Here is an 18,768-nt window from a genome sequence, read left to right as displayed (position 1 = left end):
CTGCGGATGCTCTCCCCCATCAAGCCCAAAGCTTGCTATTTCGGAACAGCCGGGTTCACAACGGGTTCAAGCCCGACCTTCTACCCCGTAAATTCCTGAACAACCGGAGTTGAACGCCATGCAGCGCAGCCTTGCGCCCCTGATCCTGGCCCTTGCCGCCGCGCCGGCCGCCCTGTCGGTCGTCGTGCCGACCGCGCCCGTCGCCGCGCAGCAGGCCTCGTCCGACCTGACCCAGGTCAATGCCTATATCCGCGGCGTCACCACCCTGACCGCCGATTTCACCCAGACCGACCGCAGCGGCCAGACCCTGACCGGCAAGCTGACCCTGAAGCAGCCGGGCAAGATCCGCTTCCAATATCAAAAGGGCGTGCCGCTGCTGATCGTGGGCGACGGCAAGGCGCTGACCATGATCGACTATGAAGTGCGGCAGGTGCAGCGCTGGCCGATCGGCAATTCGCCGCTGGGCGCCCTGCTCGACCCGAACAAGGATCTGTCGAAATATGGCAAGGTCGTTCCTACCGGCGACCCGTCGATCCTGAGCATAGAGGCGCGCGATCCCAAGCGGCCCGAATATGGCACCATCACCATGATCTTCAAACGCAACGCATCGGGTCCAGCGGGCCTGCAGCTTTACGGTTGGGTGGCGCTCGATTCGCAGAACAACCGCACCGCGGTGCGGCTGAGCAACCATGTCTATGGTGCGCCGGTGGCCGATTCCGCCTTCCGCTGGACCGATCCGCGGCCCAAGGGACGGTCGGCGGGCGGCTGACCCGAGCGCCTTGCAGGACGGATGGAAAAACATCCGACTTCGTTCATCTGACGCTCATATGGCGGCGGCTAATCAAGACCCAAGGCGAGAGACAAACCGGGATTTCCCCCCTGTTACCCGGTCCCCCCTCTCGCCGCGAAGCGCTTCAAGGGCGCGATCGAGACCCCCGTTCCACGCCCCCGGAGCGGGGGTCTTACTTTGTGCGGCCTTCTTTCAGCCGCTTGCGTGTCCGCCTGCGGCCTCCTAGGTGGAATCCCATGGCCGACACCCTCTCTATCTGCTCCTGGAACATCAACTCCGTCCGCGCGCGCATCGACATAGTCGAACAGCTGCTGCGGCTCGAAGCGCCGGACATATTGTGCCTGCAGGAAACCAAGGTGGTGAACGAGACCTTCCCCACCGAAATGTTCCGCCGCATGGGCTATGTTCATCAGGTGCTGAATGGCCAGCGTATGCACCATGGCGTCGCGATCATGAGCAAGGTGCCGGTGCATGAGGATGACCGGTTCGACTGGCAGGCCAATGGCGAAGCGCGCCATGTCGGCGTGCGGCTCGACAATGGCGTGCGGATCGAGAATGTCTATGTGCCCGCCGGTGGCGACATTCCCGACCGTGATCTCAATCCCAAATTCGGCCAGAAGATGGATTTCCTCGAACGGATGATCCAATGGTCGTCCGCGCTAGGCAGCCAACCCGCCATCCTGACCGGCGACTTCAACATCGCCCCGCTGGAATGCGACGTCTGGAGCCACAAACAGTTGCTCAACGTCGTCAGTCACACGCCGGGGGAATGTGAAATCCTCGCCCGGTTGCAGGCGTCGAACGACTGGGTCGATATCGGCCGCCATTTCCATCCCGCGCCGGCGCGCCTCTATACCTGGTGGAGCTACCGCGCGAAGGACTGGGCGGAATCGGATCGCGGCCGCCGCCTCGATCATATGTGGATGACGAAGGACGTGGCGAACAAGGCGACCAGCCATCGCGTGGTCGAACCCGCGCGTAGCTGGATCAAGCCGTCCGACCATATCCCCATCATCACCGAATTCGCTTTCTGATGCCTAGTGTCGCCAACGGGCGCGATGCCGCGCGCGCCATAGACGCGCTGCGTCGCGGCTGGGCCGTGCGCCTGTCCGCGCCCGATGGCGCGATTAGGCTGATGGCGATCGAGGGCGCGGATGCGGTCACGCTGGCGGACTTCGACCCGCGCGGCCAGGCCGACATCCTCATATCCGCCGCCCGCGCCGAAACCTTGAAGCTGGCCAACCAGTTGGCGGCGGCCGACCCCGACCTGCCGGTGCTGGTCGAACGCGCGCCCTGGATCGACGCCGATGTCGCCACCGCCATTTCCGACCCGGTGCTCGATCTCGCCTCGCCGCTGAAAGGGCCGTTTCGTGCCCGCCCGCTGCTTAGCCCCCAGGCCGCCAAGGCGGCGCTGCGCCTTGCCCGGCTGGCCGGCATCCTGCCCGCATTTTTCCTGATGCCTGCCGACGGCCCGGTCGAAGCGACGTTGAGCGCCGACGCTATCGCCGCCTATGACGACGCCACCCACCTCGCCATCGCCACCCGCGCCCGCCTGCCGGTGTCGGCCAGCGAGACCGGCGAAATCATCGCCTTCCGCAGCCCCGACGAACCGCGCGAGCATGTCGCGCTGGTGGTGGGCAAGCGCGATAGCTCGCCGCCGGTCATCCGCCTGCACAGCGAATGCCTGACCGGCGACGTGCTGGGCAGCCTGAAATGCGATTGCGGCCCGCAACTGCATGAGGCGCTGCACCGGATCGCCGATGCGCCCTGGGGCATCCTCCTCTATCTTCGTCAGGAAGGGCGCGGCATCGGCCTGGTCAACAAATTGCGCGCCTATGCGATGCAGGATCAGGGGTTCGACACGGTGGACGCCAATGTGCGGCTGGGCTTCGCCATCGACGCGCGCGATTTCTCGGTCGCGGCGCGGATGCTCGATCTGCTCGGCGTGGGCGCGGTGCGGCTGCTCACCAACAATCCCAACAAGGTTGCGGGACTGGAGGCGGCGGGTATTCGCGTGACGGAACGCCTGCCGATCATCCTGCCGACCAACCCGCATAATGAACGCTATCTTGCCACCAAGCGCGACCGAACCGGCCACCAGCTGTGACCGTCCTTCGCGTCGATTGCGGCGCGGGCCGCCTGACCTTCGGCGAACTGGCGATGGATTGCACTATCGGCCGGGGCGGGGCCTGCCCGGCCGCCGACAAGCGCGAAGGCGACGGCTGCACCCCGCTGGGTGTCTGGCCGATCCGCGGCGTGCTGCTCCGTCCCAACAAGATCGAACCGACCGGCCTGCGCCTGCCCTGGCGCTGGGTCCGCGCGAACGACGGCTGGTCGGACGACATCGCCGACCCGGCCTATAACCGCCCGGTTCGGTTGCCCCGCTCTTTCTCCGCCGAAAGCCTGATCCGCAGCGACGGTGCCTATGACGTCATCGTCGTCCTCGGCCATAACGACGCGCCGCCGGTGCCGGGGCAGGGCAGCGCCATCTTCTTCCACCTGTCCGAAGGCCGTCCCACCGCAGGCTGCGTCGCGGTGGACCGCGACGACATGCTGCGCCTGCTCCCGTTGCTCGCGCCGGGCGATGTGGTGGAGATCCTGTAGCTGCCGTGTTCCCGCCTGCGCGGGAACATAAGATATGGTCAAGCCCGCTCCAGCGCCTCGCCCACTTCGCCGCCCGCCGCTTCCAGCAAGCGTCGTTCCAGAGTCTGCAACCGCGCCTTGCTCTCGATCTTCCCGCCCAGCAGGTCGGTGACATAGAAGGTGTCGACCGCGCGCTCGCCATAGGTGGCGACATGGGCGCTGTGGACCGTGACCTTGGACTGGAACAGCGCATTGGCCAGGCTGAACAGCAGCGCCGGCCGGTCGCGGGCGTTCACCTCGACCACGGTGAAGCGGTTCGACGCCTTGTTGTCGATCAGCACGTTCGGCTCGATGCGGAACGCCTCGGCGCGCGTGCGGGGCAGGGGGCGCGCCGACAGCTTGGTGATCATCCGGTGCCGGTTGGACAGCGAATCCTCGATCGCGTTGCGGATGCGCTTCAGCTGGTCGGGGCTGTGGAAGGCGCCGCCCAGCGGATCCTGCACCAGGAAATTGTCGATCGCCACGCCATCGCGCGTCGTATGGATTCGCGCATCGATGATATTGCCACCGGCCAGATGGATGGCGCCCGCGATCCGATAGAACAGCCCCGGATGGTCGGCGGCATAGACCGTCACCAACGTCGCGCCGCGTTGCGGATAATATTGCGCCGCGATCGACAGCGGCGATTCGCCTGCCGCCAGGATATGCTGCGCATTGTGGAAGAGAATGTCCTCGGGCTCGGCGATCCAGTAGGATTCGGGCAGCCGCTTGCTGAACGCCGCGAACGCCGCCTCGTCCAGGCCCAGCGCCTGCCGCAGTCCGTCCTGCTTGGCCGTGACCCGCTCGCTGCGGCCCTTCTGCTTGTGACCCAGCCGCAATACTTCTTCGGCGCTGTCATACAGGTCGCCGAGCAACTGGCGCTTCCAGCTGTTCCACACCCCTGGTCCCACGGCGCGGATATCCACCACCGTCAGGCAGAGCAACAGTCGCAGCCGCTCCGGGCTTTGCACCACATCGACGAAATCGAGGATCGTCTTGTAATCGGCCAGGTCGCGCTTGAAGGCGGTGGCCGACATCAGCAGATGATAGCGCACCAGCCAGGCCACCGTCTCCGTCTCGGCCGGGGTCAGCCCCAGCCGTGGACAAAGCTGCTCGGCCACTTCGGCGCCGAGCAGACTATGGTCGCCGCCGCGCCCCTTGGCGATGTCATGCAGCAGAACCGCCACATAGAGCGCCCGCCGCGACAGCAATTTGCCCATCAGGTCGGTCGCCAGCGGATGATCCTGCGGCAACGCGCCCTTCTCGATCTGCGACAGCAGGCCGACGGCGCGGATGGTATGCTCGTCAACCGTATAGTGATGATACATGTCGAACTGCATCTGCGCGACGACGCGGCGGAAATCGGGAACGAAGCGGCCGAATACGGTCGATTCATTCATCCAGCGCAGCACCGTCTCCGGGTCGCGCGGGGACGTCAGCACCTCCATGAAGGCGGCATTGGCGCGCGGGTCTTTCCGCACCCTGGCGTTGATCAGCCCCGCGTCACGGCTCGCCGCGCGGATCGCGCTGGGGTGGATCTGCAGCCCGTGCTTGTCCGCCACGGCGAAGATTTCCAGCAGCCGCACCGGGTCCGCCTGGAAGAAATCGTCGCTCGGCAGGCTGAGGCGCCCGCGTTCCAGCACGAACCCGTCCAGCTTCTTGGGCCGGCGGAAGATGGACGGGATGTAGCGCCGGCCCTTTTCCGCCATCTGGTCGTCCAGATGCGCCAGGAAGACGGCGGTCAGGTCGCCCACGATCTTCGCGTTCAGGAAATAATAGCGCATGAAGCGCTCGACCCCGGACCGGCCGGCGCGCCCGGTGAAGCGCATCCGCGTCGCGGTCTCCAGTTGCAGGTCGAAGGTCAGCCGATCCTCGGCGCGGCCCGTTATGGTGTGCAGATGGCATCGCACCGCCCACAGGAAATCCTCGGCCTTCTGGAACTGGCGCAGCTCGACATCGGTCAGCAGGCCGACATCGACCAGTTCGGCGACCGACTTCACCCGGTTCACATATTTGCCGATCCAGAACAAAGTGTGCAGGTCGCGCAGGCCGCCCTTGCCTTCCTTCACATTGGGCTCGACCACATAGCGGCTGTCGCCCATCCGCTTGTGCCGCTCGTCGCGCTCCACCAGCTTTTCGGTCACGAAGGCGCGGGCATTGCCCTGCATCACTTCGGCGTCGAACCGCACCGACGTTTCCTCGTACAGCGCCCGGTCGCCCCAGACGTATCGCGCCTCCAGCAGGGCGGTGCGCACCGTCAGGTCGGCCTTGGCCATCCGCATCGTCTCGTCGATCGACCGGCTGCTATGGCCGACCTTCAGCCCCAGATCCCACAGCGAATAGAGCATGGATTCGATCACCTGCTCGGTCCAGCCGGTGGGCTTCCACGGGGTGATGAACCCGATATCGACATCGCTGTGCGGCGCCATTTCGCCCCGGCCATAGCCGCCGACCGCGATCAGGGCGATCCGCTCGCCCGTACTGCGATTGCCCGCCGGATAGAGATGATGCGTGGTCGCATCGTAGAGCAGGCGTAAAATCTGGTCGATCAGGAAGGCGAAGGCGGTCACGGATTCGCGCCCGCGCGTCGGTTTCGCCTCCAGCCGTTTGGCGACTTCGGCCCGGCCATGCTCCAGCGCCGTCTTCAATTCCTTGACGATTTCGGCGCGCAGCCGCGTGCTATCGCCCCGATGCTCCGTCGCCAGGGCGTTGATCGTGTCGGAAATCGCGCGCCGGTCGATGATCGTGCGGCGCGATCCCAGCGCGGGGAACTGCATGACCATCTGGTGTCTCTAGTCGGGCCGCCGCTCGGCAGCCAGTTGTTTCAACCGATATATGTGATCGAGCGCCTCACGCGGTGACAGGGCGTCGGCGTCGATCGCGTCGATCGCCGCCAGAAGCGGGTCGGGCGCGGCCTCCGCCTGCACCGCCACCGCCGCGAACAGCGGCAGGTCGTCCAGCCCCGCCGCGATCCCGCCGGTCTTCGCCTTGCCCGCCTCCAGCCGCGCCAGCACGTCCTTGGCGCGCTTCAACACCGCTTGCGGCAACCCCGCCAGTCGCGCCACCGCCAGGCCATAGCTGCGATCGGCCGGGCCGTCGCTCAGTTCGTGCAGCAGGACGAGGTCGCCCTTCCACTCGCGCGCCCGCACATGATGCAGCGACAGCGACGACAACGTCTCGGCCAACCGGGTCAACTCGTGATAGTGCGTCGCGAAGAGGCAGCGACAGCGATTGACCTCATGCACCGCCTCCACCACCGCCCAGGCGAGCGCCAGCCCGTCATAGGTGGACGTGCCGCGCCCGACCTCGTCCAGGATGACGAAACTCCGTTCGGTCGCCTGGCTCAGGATTGCGGCCGTCTCGACCATCTCGACCATGAAGGTCGACCGCCCCTTGGCCAGATTGTCCGACGCGCCGACCCGGCTGAACAACCGGTCGACCAAAGTCAGCGTCGCCGCCTGCGCCGGGACATAGCCCCCCGCCTGCGCCAATATGACGATCAGCGCATTCTGCCGCAGGAACGTGGACTTGCCGCCCATGTTCGGGCCGGTGACGAGCCATAGCCGGTCGCTGTCGGACAGGCGGCAGTCGTTCGCGACAAAAGGCTGGCCTTCCTTGCGCAGTGCATCTTCCACCACCGGATGCCGCCCGCCGACGATATCCAGGCACGGACCGGCGCCATCGTCGCCCACGAAATGCGGCCGCTGCCAGCCGCCCTCGGCCGCCCGTTCGGCGAACGATGCGGCGACGTCCAGCCGCGCCAACGCATCGGCCGCGCGCGCAATGTCGCTCTTGCGGTCCAGCACCGCGCCGATCAGCTCCTCCAGATGCGCCGCTTCGGCCACCAGCGCATGGGCGCCCGCCTGCGCCACGCGCCCGGCTTCTTCGTGCAGGTCGATCGAATTGAACCGCACCACCCCGGCCAGCGTCTGGCGATGGGTGAAGCCGCTGTCGGGCTGCATCAGCGTGTCAGCGGCGCGGGCGGGCACCTCGACATGATAGCCCAGCACGCCGTTATGCCGGATCTTCAGCGCGGATATACCGGTCTGCGCGCGATATTTCGCCTCCAGCGCGGCGATCGCGCGGCGGCCGTCTCCCGCCATGCGGCGCAGTTCGTCCAGGGCGGGATCATAGCCGTCGGCGATATAGCCGCCACTCGCCGTCTCGGTGGGCGGTGCGGGCACCAGCGCGCGCGCCAGCGCATCGACCAGCGCGCCATGGCCGTCCAGCGCCGGCAATATCCGCGCCAGCAACAGCGGCGGCTCGGCCAGCCGCCCCAGCCGCTCGCGCAGCAAGCGCGCTTCGCCGAGCCCATCGCGCAACTGGCCCAGATCGCGCGGGCTGCCACGTCCCACCGCCACGCGCCCCAGCGCCCGGCCGATATCCGGCAACGCCCGTAACGCGCCGCGCAACTGGTCGCGCAAGGTCGCATCGTCGTGGAATAGCTGCACCAGCCCCAGCCGCGCCTCGATCGTCGCCAGGTCCATCAGCGGCGCGGACAGATCCTGCCCCAGCAGCCGCGCACCCGCGCCCGTCACGGTGCGGTCGATCGCGCCCAACAGGCTGCCCGTTCGCGCGCCCGCCATGGTCGCCACGATCTCCAGGCTTTCGCGCGTCGCCGCGTCGATCGCCACATGGCCGCCGCTCGCCTTGCGCAAGGGCGGCGCGAGGAAGGGCAGGGTGCCCTTGCCCGCATGATCGAGATAGGCGATCAGCCCGCCCATCGCCGCCAGCTCGGCACGGCCGAACTGGCCGAACCCGTCCAGGGTCGTGACCCCGAACAGGCGCTTCAACGCCTCGTCCGCTCGCGCGCTCGAAAAGGCGGCGCGATCGAAAGGATGGCAATCGGCCACGCCCAGCGTCGATCCCTCCGCCACCACCGTCTCGCTCGGCCGCAGCCGCGCCAGTTCAGCGGGCAGGTCGCCCAGCGGGCAGGTCATCGTCTCGAACCGGCCTGTGGAAATGTCGGCGGCGGCGATGCCGATCTCGCCCGCCTCCTCCCCGCCGACCTGCGCCAGCGCGACCAGCATATTGTCGCGCCGGCTGTCGAGCAAAGTCTCCTCGGTCAGCGTTCCGGCGGTGACGTAGCGCACGATCGCCCGCGCCACCAATGTCTTGCCGCCGCGCGCCTTGGCCTGCGCCGGCGTCTCGGTCTGCTCGGCGATGGCGACGCGATGCCCGCCCTTAATGAGGCGCGCCAGATACCCCTCGGCGCTATGCACCGGCACGCCGCACATCGGGATCGGCGCGCCGCCATGTTCGCCCCGGCTGGTCAGCGCGATGTCCAGCGTCGCCGCGGCTTGTCTGGCGTCGTCGAAGAAAAGTTCGAAGAAATCGCCCATGCGGTAGAAGAGCAGGCAATCCTGCGCTTGGCGCTTGAGCGTCAGATATTGCGCCATCATCGGCGTGGGGGCGGCTGTATCGGTCGAAAGGGCCATGGCACAAGCCGATAGCCTGAACCCCGCACCGAAACCAGAGCTTCGCCCAGACGCCCAGAAAATTGCGCGTCTCGCACTTGCCCACAGGATAATGTTACCGCTAGGGCCGGCCTGTTGTTCCAATATATGGGTGCCGCGATGTCCGACAGATCGAATGTGGAATTTTCCGAGCGCGAGGCGCTGTTCTTCCATTCGACCGGCCGCCCCGGCAAGATCGAGATCATCGCGTCGAAGCCGATGGCGACCCAGCGCGACCTGAGCCTCGCTTATTCCCCCGGCGTCGCGGTGCCGGTGCTGGCGATCGCGAAAGACCCCGCCACCGCCTATGACTATACCGCCAAGGGCAATCTGGTCGCGGTCATCACCAACGGCACGGCGATCCTGGGCCTGGGCAATCTCGGCGCGCTGGCGTCCAAGCCGGTGATGGAGGGCAAGGCGGTTCTCTTCAAGCGCTTCGCCGACGTGGACAGCATCGACATCGAACTCAAGACGGAGGATGTTGATCGCTTCATCGACGCGGTCGAGCTGATGGAGCCGACCTTCGGCGGCATCAACCTTGAAGATATCAAGGCGCCCGAATGCTTCATCATCGAACAGACGCTGAAAGAGCGGATGAACATTCCGGTCTTCCATGACGACCAGCATGGCACCGCGATCATCGCGGCCGCCGGCGTCATCAACGCCGCGCTGCTGACCGGGCGCGAGATGAAGGACATGAAGGTGGTGGTGAACGGCGCGGGCGCCGCCTCCATCAGTTGCACCGAATTGATCAAGGCGCTGGGCGTGCCGCACGAAAATGTCATCATGTGCGACAGCAAGGGCGTGATCTACCAGGGCCGTACCGAGGGCATGAACCAGTGGAAGTCGGCCCATGCGGTCCTCACCGACGCCCGGACGCTGGCGGAAGCGGTCAAGGGCGCCGACGTGTTCCTCGGCCTGTCGGTCGCGGGCGCGATGACGCAGGACATGGTGAAGTCCATGGGGCCAAAGCCGATCATCTTCGCCATGGCCAATCCAGACCCCGAAATCCTGCCGCCCGACGCCCATGCCGTGCGTCCCGACGTGATCGTCGCGACCGGCCGGTCGGACTTTCCCAACCAGGTCAACAACGTCCTGGGCTTCCCGTTCATCTTCCGCGGCGCGCTCGACGTGCGGGCGACCGGCATCAACGAAGCGATGAAGCTGGCCGCCGCCCACGCCATTGCCAATCTGGCGCGCGAACAGGTGCCGGAGGAAGTGGCCAAGGCCTATGGCCGATCGCACAGTTTCGGCCCGGACTATATCATCCCCGCGCCCTTCGACCCGCGCCTGATGGAGGTCGTGCCCGCCGCCGTCGCCCAGGCGGCGATGGAAACCGGCGTCGCGCAAAAGCCGATCGCGGACATGGCAGCCTACCGCCAGTCGCTGAAGGCCCGGCTCAACCCGACCACCACCGTCCTCACCACCGCCTATGAAGTGGCGAAGGCCAATCCCAAGCGCGTCGTCTTCGCCGAGGCGGAAGAGGAAGTGGTGCTGCGCGCGGCGATCCAGTTCCGCGAGCTGGGCTATGGCATCCCGGTGCTGGTCGGCCGTGGCGAGGTAGTCGAAAAGCTGAAGGAGCTGGGCGTCCGCGACCCCGAAAGTTTCGAACTGCACAACAGCGTCAATTCGCCGCTGGTGCCCGACATGGTCGACCTGCTCTACGCCCGGCTCCAGCGCCGCGGCTATCTGCGCCGCGATTGCGAGCGGATGGTCAATCGCGATCGCAACATCTTCGGCACCTTGCTGGTCAAGATGGGCGTGGCCGACGCGATGATCACCGGCATGACCCGCCCCTATGCGCAGACGCTGCGCGAAGTGAAGCGGGTGATGGACCCCGCGGCCGGCCGCACCCCGTTCGGCATCCATGTGCTGGTGGCCAAGGACAAGACCGTGTTCCTGGCCGACACCACGGTCAACGAACGTCCCACCGCCGGCGAACTGGCCGACATCGCGGAAGGCACGGTGGCGGTCGCCCGCCGCATGGGGGTCGACCCGCGCGTCGCCTTCCTCTCCTATTCCAATTTCGGCAATCCGCCCGGCGCCTTCCTGGAAAATGTGCGCGGCGCGGTGAAGCTGCTCGATGACCGCGCTATCGATTTCGAATATGAAGGCGAAATGACCGCCGATGTGGCGCTCAACCCCGCCGTCATGAAAAATTATCCGTTCAGCCGCCTGTCCGGCCCGGCCAATGTGCTGGTCATGCCGGGGCTGCAATCGGCCAATATCTCGGCCAAGCTGCTGCGCGAACTGGGGGGCACGTCGATGATCGGGCCGGTTCTGGTCGGCATGGAAAAATCGGTGCAGATCGCCACCATGTCGTCCAACGCGTCCGAACTGCTGACCCTCGCGGTGCTGGCGGCGGGCGGCGTCGCGCTTTGATAGCGCCCCATTCTGCGCGAGAGGGGAAGGCATGAAATATCTCGGGAGCAACGCATGAGCATGGCCAGTTTCGACAGTGCGACTTTCCGGCGGGTGCTGGGCCATTATCCCACCGGCGTCTGCGTCGTGACCGCGGTGGAGGCGGACGGCGCGCCCGTCGCCATGGTGGTCGGCTCCTTCACATCGGTGTCGCTTGATCCGCCGCTGGTGGCCTTCTTTCCCGCCAAAAGCTCGACCAGCTGGCCGCGCATCCAGGCAGTCGGCAAATTTTGCGTCAACGTCCTCGCCAGCGACCAGAAGCCGCTCTGCCGCCAGATCGCCGGCCCCGGTCCGGACAAGTTCGCCGGCATCGCCCATCGCGTATCGGCCAACGGTTCGCCGATCCTCGACGATGTCGTCGCCTGGATCGACTGCACCTTGGATGCGGTGCACGAGGCGGGCGACCATGACATCGCGCTCGGCCGGGTCGTGGCGCTGGAAGTGGACCGTCCGGGCAGTCCGCTGCTCTTCTTTCAGGGCAATTACGGGGAATTTTCCCTGCTCGAATGAAGGATATCGGTGCGGTGCGGCGTCTTCAGGGGATAGCAAGGTTCGGGCGCGCATTATTCGGCAGAAATATCTATCGGACATGCGGGGGAAATATTACCCCTCCTTAACGCAGATTATCTAATGCCCATCATCTAATGTCTTGCCCGTCGCCCCCTGACCGGACCGCCCCCATGACCGCGCTGCTCATTACCGTCGACACCGAACTCTCCTCCTCGCTGCACCAGCGGGGCGTCGGGTTGGCGGATAATGTGGATCGCTCGATCTGGGCGCAGGCGCAGGGCAAACCCTACGGCATCGGCTGGCAGATGGATCTGCTCGATCGCCATGGCCTCAAGGGTGCCTTCTTCCTCGATCCCATGCCGGCATTGGTCCATGGCGCCGATTTCCTGACGCCGATCGTGGGTGCTATCGTGGATCGCGGGCATGAGGTGCAGATGCACATCCACAGCGAATGGCTCGCCTGGGCGAACGACTCGCCGGTCGGTGGCCGACAGGGCCGCAATATCGGCGATTTCTCGTTTTCCGATCAGCTCGTCCTGCTGGGCCTTGCCAAAAGATTGCTGGAACAGGCGGGCGCCCCCGCCATCACCGCTTTCCGCGCCGGCAATTTCGGCGCCAATGACGACACGCTGCGCGCGCTCGCGACCCTGGGCGTCGCCTGGGACAGCAGCGTCAACCCCGCCTATCTCGGCCGCGAATGTCGCATCAGCGCCGACCCCGCGCAGATCGGCGCGACCCGATTGCTCGGCGTCGGCGCATTGCCTGTGTCCGGCATCGCCGACCGTCCTGGCGGCTTCCGCCCGGCCCAGATTTGCGCCATGTCGGCCGCCGAAATGCGCGCCGGGCTGCGCCATGCCGTGCGCGAAGGGCATGACGCGTTCGTCGTCGTCACCCATAGTTTCGAAATGCTCTCGCGCGACCGCCAGCGCCCCAACCGCGCCGTGATGGCCCGGTTCGAGGCGTTGTGCCGCGAAGCCGCCCGCTTGCCCGGCGTGCAGGGCGCGGGGTTCAACGACCTGCCCGCCGACCTGGCCGACCGCCCGGCGCGCCACCTCAGCCGCGCCGCGCCCAGCCAGTGGCGCACCGGCCTGCGCATCGCGCAGCAGGCCTGGGCGACCTGGCGCTACGAACATCGGCTGGTCCCTGCGTGACCGCGTTTCCGGGCGTACTGCTTCTGGGTCTGGAAAATGCGATCGGGCTGACGGTCGCGCGCGAACTGGGCGGTCATGGCGTGCCGGTCCATGGCATCGCCCGCAGCGCCGCCTCGATCGGCACGGCGTCGCGCCATTGCACCGACTGGACGCTGCGCCCCTCTGGTCCCATCGCCGACTGGCTGCCCGACCTGATCGACCGCACCGGGGCGCAAGCGGTGCTGGCGGTGTCGGAATCCGACCTCATCGAACTGGCCGCCCTGCCGCCGATGATCGGCGATTGCCATATTCTCGTCCCACGGCCGGAACCGCTGGAACGGGTGCTCGACAAGCTGCAGACGCTCCATGCGGCCGCTGCCGCCGGATTGCGCGTGCCGCAGACCTGGCAGCCGCGCGCGGGCGAGGATTTCGCGGCCCGCGCCGCGCAGATGCGATACCCGCTTGTCGCCAAATGGGCCAATCCGCCTGAAATCATGGCGGTGCTGGAGCAGGCGGGGCTGGAATGGATCAAGACCGACTATGTCCGCACGCCGGACCAACTGGTCGCGCTGCTGGACCGCTACACCCCCGTCGGACGCTGGCCGCTGATCCAGCAATATTGCCGTGGCGTCGGCCTCGGCCAGATGCTCTACATGCAGGACGGCCAGGCCACGCTGCGCTTCCAGCATCGTCGACTGCACGAATGGCCGCCCGAAGGCGGCGTCTCCACCCTGTGCCGCGCCGAACCGACCGGATCGCATCACGCACAGATGGCGCTCTCGGAAAAGCTGTTGCGCGCGCTCGACTGGGAAGGGCAGGCGATGGTCGAATATCGCTACGAGCCCGACAGCGATCGTTATTGGTTGATGGAGGTCAACGGCCGCTTCTGGGGCAGCCTGCCGCTGGCGCGCCATTGTGGCGCCGATTTCGCCTGGGAAGCCTATCGGCGCAAGGTGTTGGGCCAGACCGATGCCGCGCCGCCGCCGCGCGACGATCTGCGCGCGCGCTACATGGTGCCTGAAACGAAGCGGCTGGCGCGCATCCTGTTCGCGCCCGGTCGCATCGGCGATCCGTTCTTCCGCCGTCGCCCGCTGTTCGACCTGGCCAGCTACCTGCTCGCCTTTATCGATCCGCGCGCGCGCTATTATGTCTTCAGCCGCTCGGACATGCGCCCCTGGCTGCGCGACATGGCGCAGATGGTCAGGAAAGCCGTGCGCCGGGAAAGGCGCTGACCAGCCCGTCGATCGCTCGCTCGATGCGGCGCAGACAGGTCGCCATATAGCGGTCGTCCAGTCCATAGGGATCGTGCAGATGCGGCACTATCGGCCGCGTCCAGCGCCCAAGCAAAACCCGTGGTAGACCCGCCAGGCGCGCGTCGGCGGCCAGCCGATGCAATTGCCGCACCTCCATGGCGAGCAACAGGTCGCCGTCTTGCGGCGCATAATCCTGCATGTCGATCGCCTTGTGGTCGGACAGGTCATGGCCCAGCGCCCGCGCCGCGATGATCGCGGGTTCATGCGCGGCCCGCCCGGTGGTGGTGGACAGGCCGAAGGAGGCCGTGTTGAGCCCCGCGCGCCGGCCCGCGACATCGGCAAAGGCGCTGCGACAGATATTGCCCTGGCACACGAACACCAGCCGCCGCACCTGCGCCGGACCGGGCGCGCGGCTGGCCGACCTGCCGAGCATGAGCTGCGGATAGGAAAGGGCGAGGCGAACAAGCCCGCGAAAGGTGCCGAAGCGGGATCGGATCAACGCACGGAACCTGCAAAAATTGGCGGAGACGGAGGGATTCGAACCCTCGGTGGCCCCTTAAGGCCACGACGGTTTAGCAAACCGCTGGTTTCAGCCACTCACCCACGTCTCCGCACGAAATTTGCCCACCCAGACAGGAGAGCAATGGCTGGCAGGGGCTATAGCGAGGGCTTTGCAGCATGGCAACGGGCTGATTGCGGAATTTTAGCAGCCTTTCGTCTTTCGTTCCGGCGCGGAATCGACTCGGGTCGCCGTTCGTTCATTGTCGTTTCAGCTTGCTGGTCGCAATGCCCTATGATGACTAGGAAGCGGGCTTTTCGGGGAGTAACGGGCATGATCGGCATCAAAGGGCAGAGGGGCAGCCGCATCGCGCGCGCCACGGCGCTGGTCGCGGCGCTGGCGGGCATGGCGCTGACGCCGCTCGCCGCCTCCGCGCAGGTGAAGACGATCGATCCCAATACGGCGATCGATTCCGACCTCGCGCCGCCGCCCCCGGCTAACACCACCCCCACCGATCCCGGCGTCGACACGAGCGTCACCCCCGGCGTCGCTCCCTATGAGCCGCAGGCGGGCAGCGCCGCCGGCAACACCGCCACCGGGGCGCCGGTCACGACCAACTCGCCGCCCGCCGCCCTCTCGCCCGCCGAATCCTATCAGGAAGACGACTTGATCGGCGCGGCGGAAGGCGTGTTCGGCAAGGGCGCCGAAGGCCTCGCTGGCCTCATCGAAAAAGTGCTGAAGGATCAGGGCCGCCCCAACGCCTATATTTCCGGGCGCGAAGCGTCGGGCGCCTTCGTCGTCGGCCTGCGCTATGGCTCCGGCACGCTCAACCATAAGGTGGAGGGCAAGCGCGAAGTCTATTGGACCGGTCCATCGATCGGCTTCGACGTCGGCGGCAATGCGGCCAACACCTTCGTTCTGGTCTATAATCTCTACGACACCCAGGATCTCTATCACCGCTTCCCCGCGGCGGAGGGCACCGCCTATCTGGTCGGCGGCTTCACCGCTTCCTATCTGCGCTGGGGCAATGTCGTGCTGATCCCCATCCGGCTGGGCGTCGGCTATCGCCTGGGCGTCAACGCGGGCTATATGAAGTTCAGCGAAAAGCGGACCTGGTTGCCTTTCTAAAGCAGACTTAACGCCCCTTCCGCCTGCGCGTAGCGCGTCAGTCGCAGCGGGGTGGGCACGGCGCGCGTCTACAATCCCAGCGCCAGTTGCCCGCCCTGCGCCGCGTTCTCTTCCTCCCCCTCCAGATTATGCACGCCCAGTCCCAGCAGCCGCGCCCCCATGCGCAGCGGCAGCTGCGCGACCAGCAGTTCCCGCCCGGCCTGCGCCAATATGTCGGGCGACCGCACCGGCGTCGAGAAACTCCGCGACCGGGTGATGATGCGGAAATCGGCGAACTTCACCTTCAACACCACGGTCCGGCCCCAGGCCTGCGCTTTCTCGATCCGGGTCCAAAGGCTCGCCGCGATCCGCTCGATCTCCGCCACCAGCGCCGCTTCCTCGACCAGATCGTCGAAAAACGTGTCCTCCACGCTCACCGACTTGCGCCCCTCGCGCTCGCGCACCGGCCGATCGTCCTCGCCCCGCGCCGCGCGATAATAATAGTCCGCCGCACTGCCGAAATGCGCCTGCAGGAAGCGCATGTCGCGCGCGCGTAAATCCGCGCCCGTCTCGATCCCCAGCGCCTGCATCCGCTTCGCCGTCACCGGCCCCACGCCATGGATGCGCCGCACCGGCATCGCCGCGATGAAGGCCGGCCCCTCGCTCGGCCGCACCACGCACACGCCGTCGGGCTTGTTCTGGTCCGACGCCAGCTTGGCGATCAGCTTGTTGTAGGACACGCCGGCCGACGCGGTCAGCCCCGTCTCTTCCCGGATCATCCGCCTGATCTCTTCCGCCACCTGCGTCGCCGACGCGATGCCCGGCTTGTTCACGGTCACGTCGAGATAGGCTTCGTCCAGCGACAACGGCTGGACGATATCGGTGAAGCGGCTGAAAATCTCCCGCACCTGTCCCGACACTGCGCGATACACCTCGAACCGCGGCTTCACGAAGATGAGGTTGGGGCAAAGCCGCCGCGCCCGCGCGCCCGGCATGGCGGATCGCACGCCGAATGTGCGCGCCTCATAACTGCATGTCGCCACTACTCCGCGCGGCCCGCCGCCGCCCACTGCGATCGGCAATCCTCGCAACGAAGGATCGTCGCGCTGCTCAACCGACGCATAAAAGGCGTCCATGTCGACATGGATGATCTTGCGCGGCAGCGGCGGCGAGGCGTCCATGCGCCGCCTATGCCATAATCAGGAACGAAAGGGAAACAGAGTCGGCTGCGTCAATCCTGGAGGCGCAGATTGTCGAGCAGCGTCTCCAGATGGGCGCGGCCGATCCGGCTCCACACATTATAGGTGCAGCGCTGCCCGTCGATCCGCAGATATGCAAGCGACTGCGAGCCCTTGCCCTCCGGATTGGCCGCAGGATAAGGTTCCGCGCCGATCAGCCCATAGCCGGCGAAGGCGGGGCCGGGCAGGGCGGCCAATGTGCGCCTGTACGGCCATTGCCTGTCCAGCCGCGCCCGCTGCGCCGCATCCGGCTCGGCATCCATGGGGATGATGCCCGGCCCGGCAAAGCCATAGGCGCTCCGTATCCCCGGCAGGTCGAACGCGACCGCCCAGCCGCCGCTGAAATCGGCTGCGCGCGCCTTGCCCTTGGCGCCGCCGTCGGACAGCAGCGCCAGCGGCGCGCATTGCGCCCGATTCTCCGCCATGTCCCACTGGACCCGAGCCACATCCTCACCGATCATGGGCCGCGCCTGCGCCCCACCCGCGGCGCTCGCCAGCATGAGTGCGACCAGAATGGCGGACATGGGGAAATCCTATTCCTTGTCCTTGAGCGCCAGCAGCGCCGCGAACGGGCTGGCCTGTTCCTCGCTCAGCACGCCTGCCTCCTTCAGATAGGCGTCCGCGTCGGGCGCGCGGGGAAAGGGCGTCATCGCCAGCGCCATCGTCTCGGCCACCGCTTCGCCCATGTCGATGACATGGCCGTCATAGCCGATCGTGTCGCAATCCTCCGCGTCCAGCTCCAGTTCGTCGGCTGCTTGAACATCTTCGCTCTCGACCACGAAGCGCAGTATGAAATCGCTGTCGATCGTTTCGGGCACCGGCACGCCCGTCGCGACGCAGGGCTGGGCCAGTTTTGCGCGCACCCGGCCGCGCGCGACGATCGCGCCATCCTCGTTCGCCACGCCATAATCGGCCTCCAGCCGATCGAGCGCCGCCAGGCCGAATCGCTGCGCCAGCGCGTCGCGCTCCGGCTGCTTCGCCGCGATATGCAGCTTGCCCGCCAGCCGCGCGATCTGGTCGACCTTGTGGGTCCGCGAAAATTCGGGGGCCAGATTGGGGGAGGGGTTGATGCTCATCCGATATCTCCCGTCAGCAGCGCGTCGCGCGATACGCAGCCCAGCCGTGTCCAGCGCGCCCGCAGCGCGCCCTCGACATGGGCGATCGCGGCGTTCTCCACATCCGCGCCGCGATAGAGGTTGCGCCGCAGCGCGTCCGCCAGATCGGCCTCGCCCGCCAGCGCCGCGCGATAGGCGCTGATCCGCCCGCCCAGCGCGCTCATCATCCGGCCGACATGTTTGCCGACCACGACGTCGCCAATGCCTTCCTGCCGCAACTGCCCGTCCATATCATCGACGAACAATTCGGTCAGCCACACGCTCTCCTGCGCGCCATTCTGCTGCTCCAGCCGGATCAGCACCTGCGCCAAAATCGCGACGATCATGTCGAATCGCCCGTCCAGCGTGTCGGGCACCGCGCCCGCGACATACCAGTGCGGCTGCCGTCCCTCCCGGATCACGGCGTTATAGAGCGGGCGCAGCCCCTCTTTGGGATCGGTGCGGCCAAAGAGGCGCTGGAGGAAGGAGGGGGAAGCGGACATCGGGCAACAGCTTTTCGTGACGGATCGGACGGCGACGCGCCGTCCGATGTTTTGCGCCCCTTGCCGGGGCTTGCGCATTTCCATATTGATCGCTGCGTCGCCCAATGCAATGGCGACATCAGTTTCTTGGGTTCGCGGGACGGCC

The 18,768-nt window shown here is 66.6% G+C and carries 16 protein-coding genes and 1 tRNA gene; 9 read left to right on the top strand and 8 right to left on the bottom strand.

The window, feature by feature from the left end; genetic code table 11:
• Nucleotides 1-118 precede the first annotated feature (118 nt).
• From K9B33_RS03125 to K9B33_RS03110, 4 genes are all read left to right on the top strand, one after another.
• Nucleotides 119-769: a LolA family protein gene (locus K9B33_RS03125; protein WP_224546595.1), complete on the top strand. Its 651-nt coding sequence runs from the start codon at nucleotides 119-121 to the stop codon at nucleotides 767-769.
• Nucleotides 770-1,026: 257 nt separating this feature from the next.
• Nucleotides 1,027-1,824: an exodeoxyribonuclease III gene (locus K9B33_RS03120; RefSeq protein ID WP_066607182.1), complete on the top strand. Its 798-nt coding sequence runs from the start codon at nucleotides 1,027-1,029 to the stop codon at nucleotides 1,822-1,824.
• Nucleotides 1,824-2,897, top strand: coding sequence for a GTP cyclohydrolase II (gene ribA, locus K9B33_RS03115; RefSeq protein WP_224546594.1), 1,074 nt, complete (start codon nucleotides 1,824-1,826; stop codon nucleotides 2,895-2,897). Before K9B33_RS03120 ends, ribA begins: the two co-directional genes overlap by 1 nt.
• Complete coding sequence (locus tag K9B33_RS03110; protein ID WP_224546593.1) at nucleotides 2,894-3,394, top strand: L,D-transpeptidase; 501 nt, start codon at nucleotides 2,894-2,896, stop codon at nucleotides 3,392-3,394. Before ribA ends, K9B33_RS03110 begins: the two co-directional genes overlap by 4 nt.
• Before the next feature lie 38 nt (nucleotides 3,395-3,432).
• Here the strand turns inward: K9B33_RS03110 and K9B33_RS03105 are convergent, their stop codons facing one another.
• Nucleotides 3,433-6,195 carry a [protein-PII] uridylyltransferase gene (locus K9B33_RS03105; protein ID WP_224546591.1) on the bottom strand — a complete coding sequence of 921 codons (2,763 nt, stop codon included), beginning with the start codon at nucleotides 6,193-6,195 and terminating at the stop codon, nucleotides 3,433-3,435.
• 9 nt (nucleotides 6,196-6,204) lie between these two features.
• On the bottom strand, nucleotides 6,205-8,850 hold the full coding sequence (gene mutS / locus K9B33_RS03100) for a DNA mismatch repair protein MutS (protein WP_224546590.1): 2,646 nt from the start codon (nucleotides 8,848-8,850) through the stop codon (nucleotides 6,205-6,207).
• 138 nt (nucleotides 8,851-8,988) lie between these two features.
• Here mutS and K9B33_RS03095 point away from each other — a divergent pair, with 138 nt between their 5' ends.
• The 4 genes from K9B33_RS03095 (at nucleotide 8,989) to K9B33_RS03080 (ending at nucleotide 14,161) form a co-directional block, all read left to right on the top strand.
• Nucleotides 8,989-11,250 (top strand): NADP-dependent malic enzyme, encoded by a 2,262-nt coding sequence (locus K9B33_RS03095; protein WP_224546589.1) that lies wholly within the window; start codon nucleotides 8,989-8,991, stop codon nucleotides 11,248-11,250.
• 54 nt (nucleotides 11,251-11,304) lie between these two features.
• Nucleotides 11,305-11,799: a flavin reductase family protein gene (locus K9B33_RS03090; RefSeq protein WP_224546588.1), complete on the top strand. Its 495-nt coding sequence runs from the start codon at nucleotides 11,305-11,307 to the stop codon at nucleotides 11,797-11,799.
• Between the two features lie 170 nt (nucleotides 11,800-11,969).
• A complete protein-coding gene (locus tag K9B33_RS03085; protein WP_224546587.1) occupies nucleotides 11,970-12,950 on the top strand; it encodes a polysaccharide deacetylase family protein in 981 nt (326 codons plus the stop codon).
• Nucleotides 12,947-14,161 (top strand): carboxylate--amine ligase, encoded by a 1,215-nt coding sequence (locus K9B33_RS03080; RefSeq protein WP_224546586.1) that lies wholly within the window; start codon nucleotides 12,947-12,949, stop codon nucleotides 14,159-14,161. The genes K9B33_RS03085 and K9B33_RS03080 overlap by 4 nt, the downstream gene beginning before the upstream one ends.
• On the opposite strand, the gene K9B33_RS03075 is transcribed toward K9B33_RS03080, so the two are convergent.
• Nucleotides 14,130-14,681, bottom strand: a complete 552-nt coding sequence (locus K9B33_RS03075; protein ID WP_224546585.1) for a phosphotyrosine protein phosphatase — start codon at nucleotides 14,679-14,681, stop codon at nucleotides 14,130-14,132. The genes K9B33_RS03080 and K9B33_RS03075 overlap by 32 nt on opposite strands.
• 20 nt (nucleotides 14,682-14,701) lie before the next feature.
• A tRNA-Ser gene (locus K9B33_RS03070) sits at nucleotides 14,702-14,793 on the bottom strand.
• 221 nt (nucleotides 14,794-15,014) lie between these two features.
• On the opposite strand from K9B33_RS03070, the gene K9B33_RS03065 reads away from it, so the two are divergent.
• On the top strand, nucleotides 15,015-15,809 hold the full coding sequence (locus tag K9B33_RS03065) for a DUF1134 domain-containing protein (RefSeq protein WP_224546584.1): 795 nt from the start codon (nucleotides 15,015-15,017) through the stop codon (nucleotides 15,807-15,809).
• A gap of 68 nt (nucleotides 15,810-15,877) precedes the next feature.
• On the opposite strand, the gene dinB is transcribed toward K9B33_RS03065, so the two are convergent.
• Genes dinB through K9B33_RS03045 form a run of 4 tightly spaced genes read right to left on the bottom strand, consistent with a single transcriptional unit; the run spans nucleotide 15,878 to nucleotide 18,623 of the window.
• On the bottom strand, nucleotides 15,878-16,969 hold the full coding sequence (gene dinB, locus K9B33_RS03060; RefSeq protein ID WP_224546583.1) for a DNA polymerase IV: 1,092 nt from the start codon (nucleotides 16,967-16,969) through the stop codon (nucleotides 15,878-15,880).
• Between the two features lie 50 nt (nucleotides 16,970-17,019).
• Complete coding sequence (locus K9B33_RS03055; protein ID WP_224546582.1) at nucleotides 17,020-17,550, bottom strand: hypothetical protein; 531 nt, start codon at nucleotides 17,548-17,550, stop codon at nucleotides 17,020-17,022.
• Nucleotides 17,551-17,559: 9 nt separating this feature from the next.
• A complete protein-coding gene (locus K9B33_RS03050) occupies nucleotides 17,560-18,102 on the bottom strand; it encodes a DUF177 domain-containing protein (RefSeq protein WP_224546580.1) in 543 nt (180 codons plus the stop codon).
• Entirely contained in the window at nucleotides 18,099-18,623 is a 525-nt protein-coding gene (locus K9B33_RS03045; protein ID WP_224546578.1) for a ubiquinol-cytochrome C chaperone family protein, read from the bottom strand. The genes K9B33_RS03050 and K9B33_RS03045 overlap by 4 nt, the downstream gene beginning before the upstream one ends.
• Nucleotides 18,624-18,768 lie beyond the last annotated feature (145 nt).

The organism is Sphingobium sp. 3R8, from assembly GCF_020166615.1.
In the GTDB taxonomy this organism is placed as follows: Bacteria; Pseudomonadota; Alphaproteobacteria; order Sphingomonadales; family Sphingomonadaceae; genus Sphingobium; species Sphingobium bisphenolicum.
This window is presented reverse-complemented; position numbering and strand designations above follow the sequence as displayed.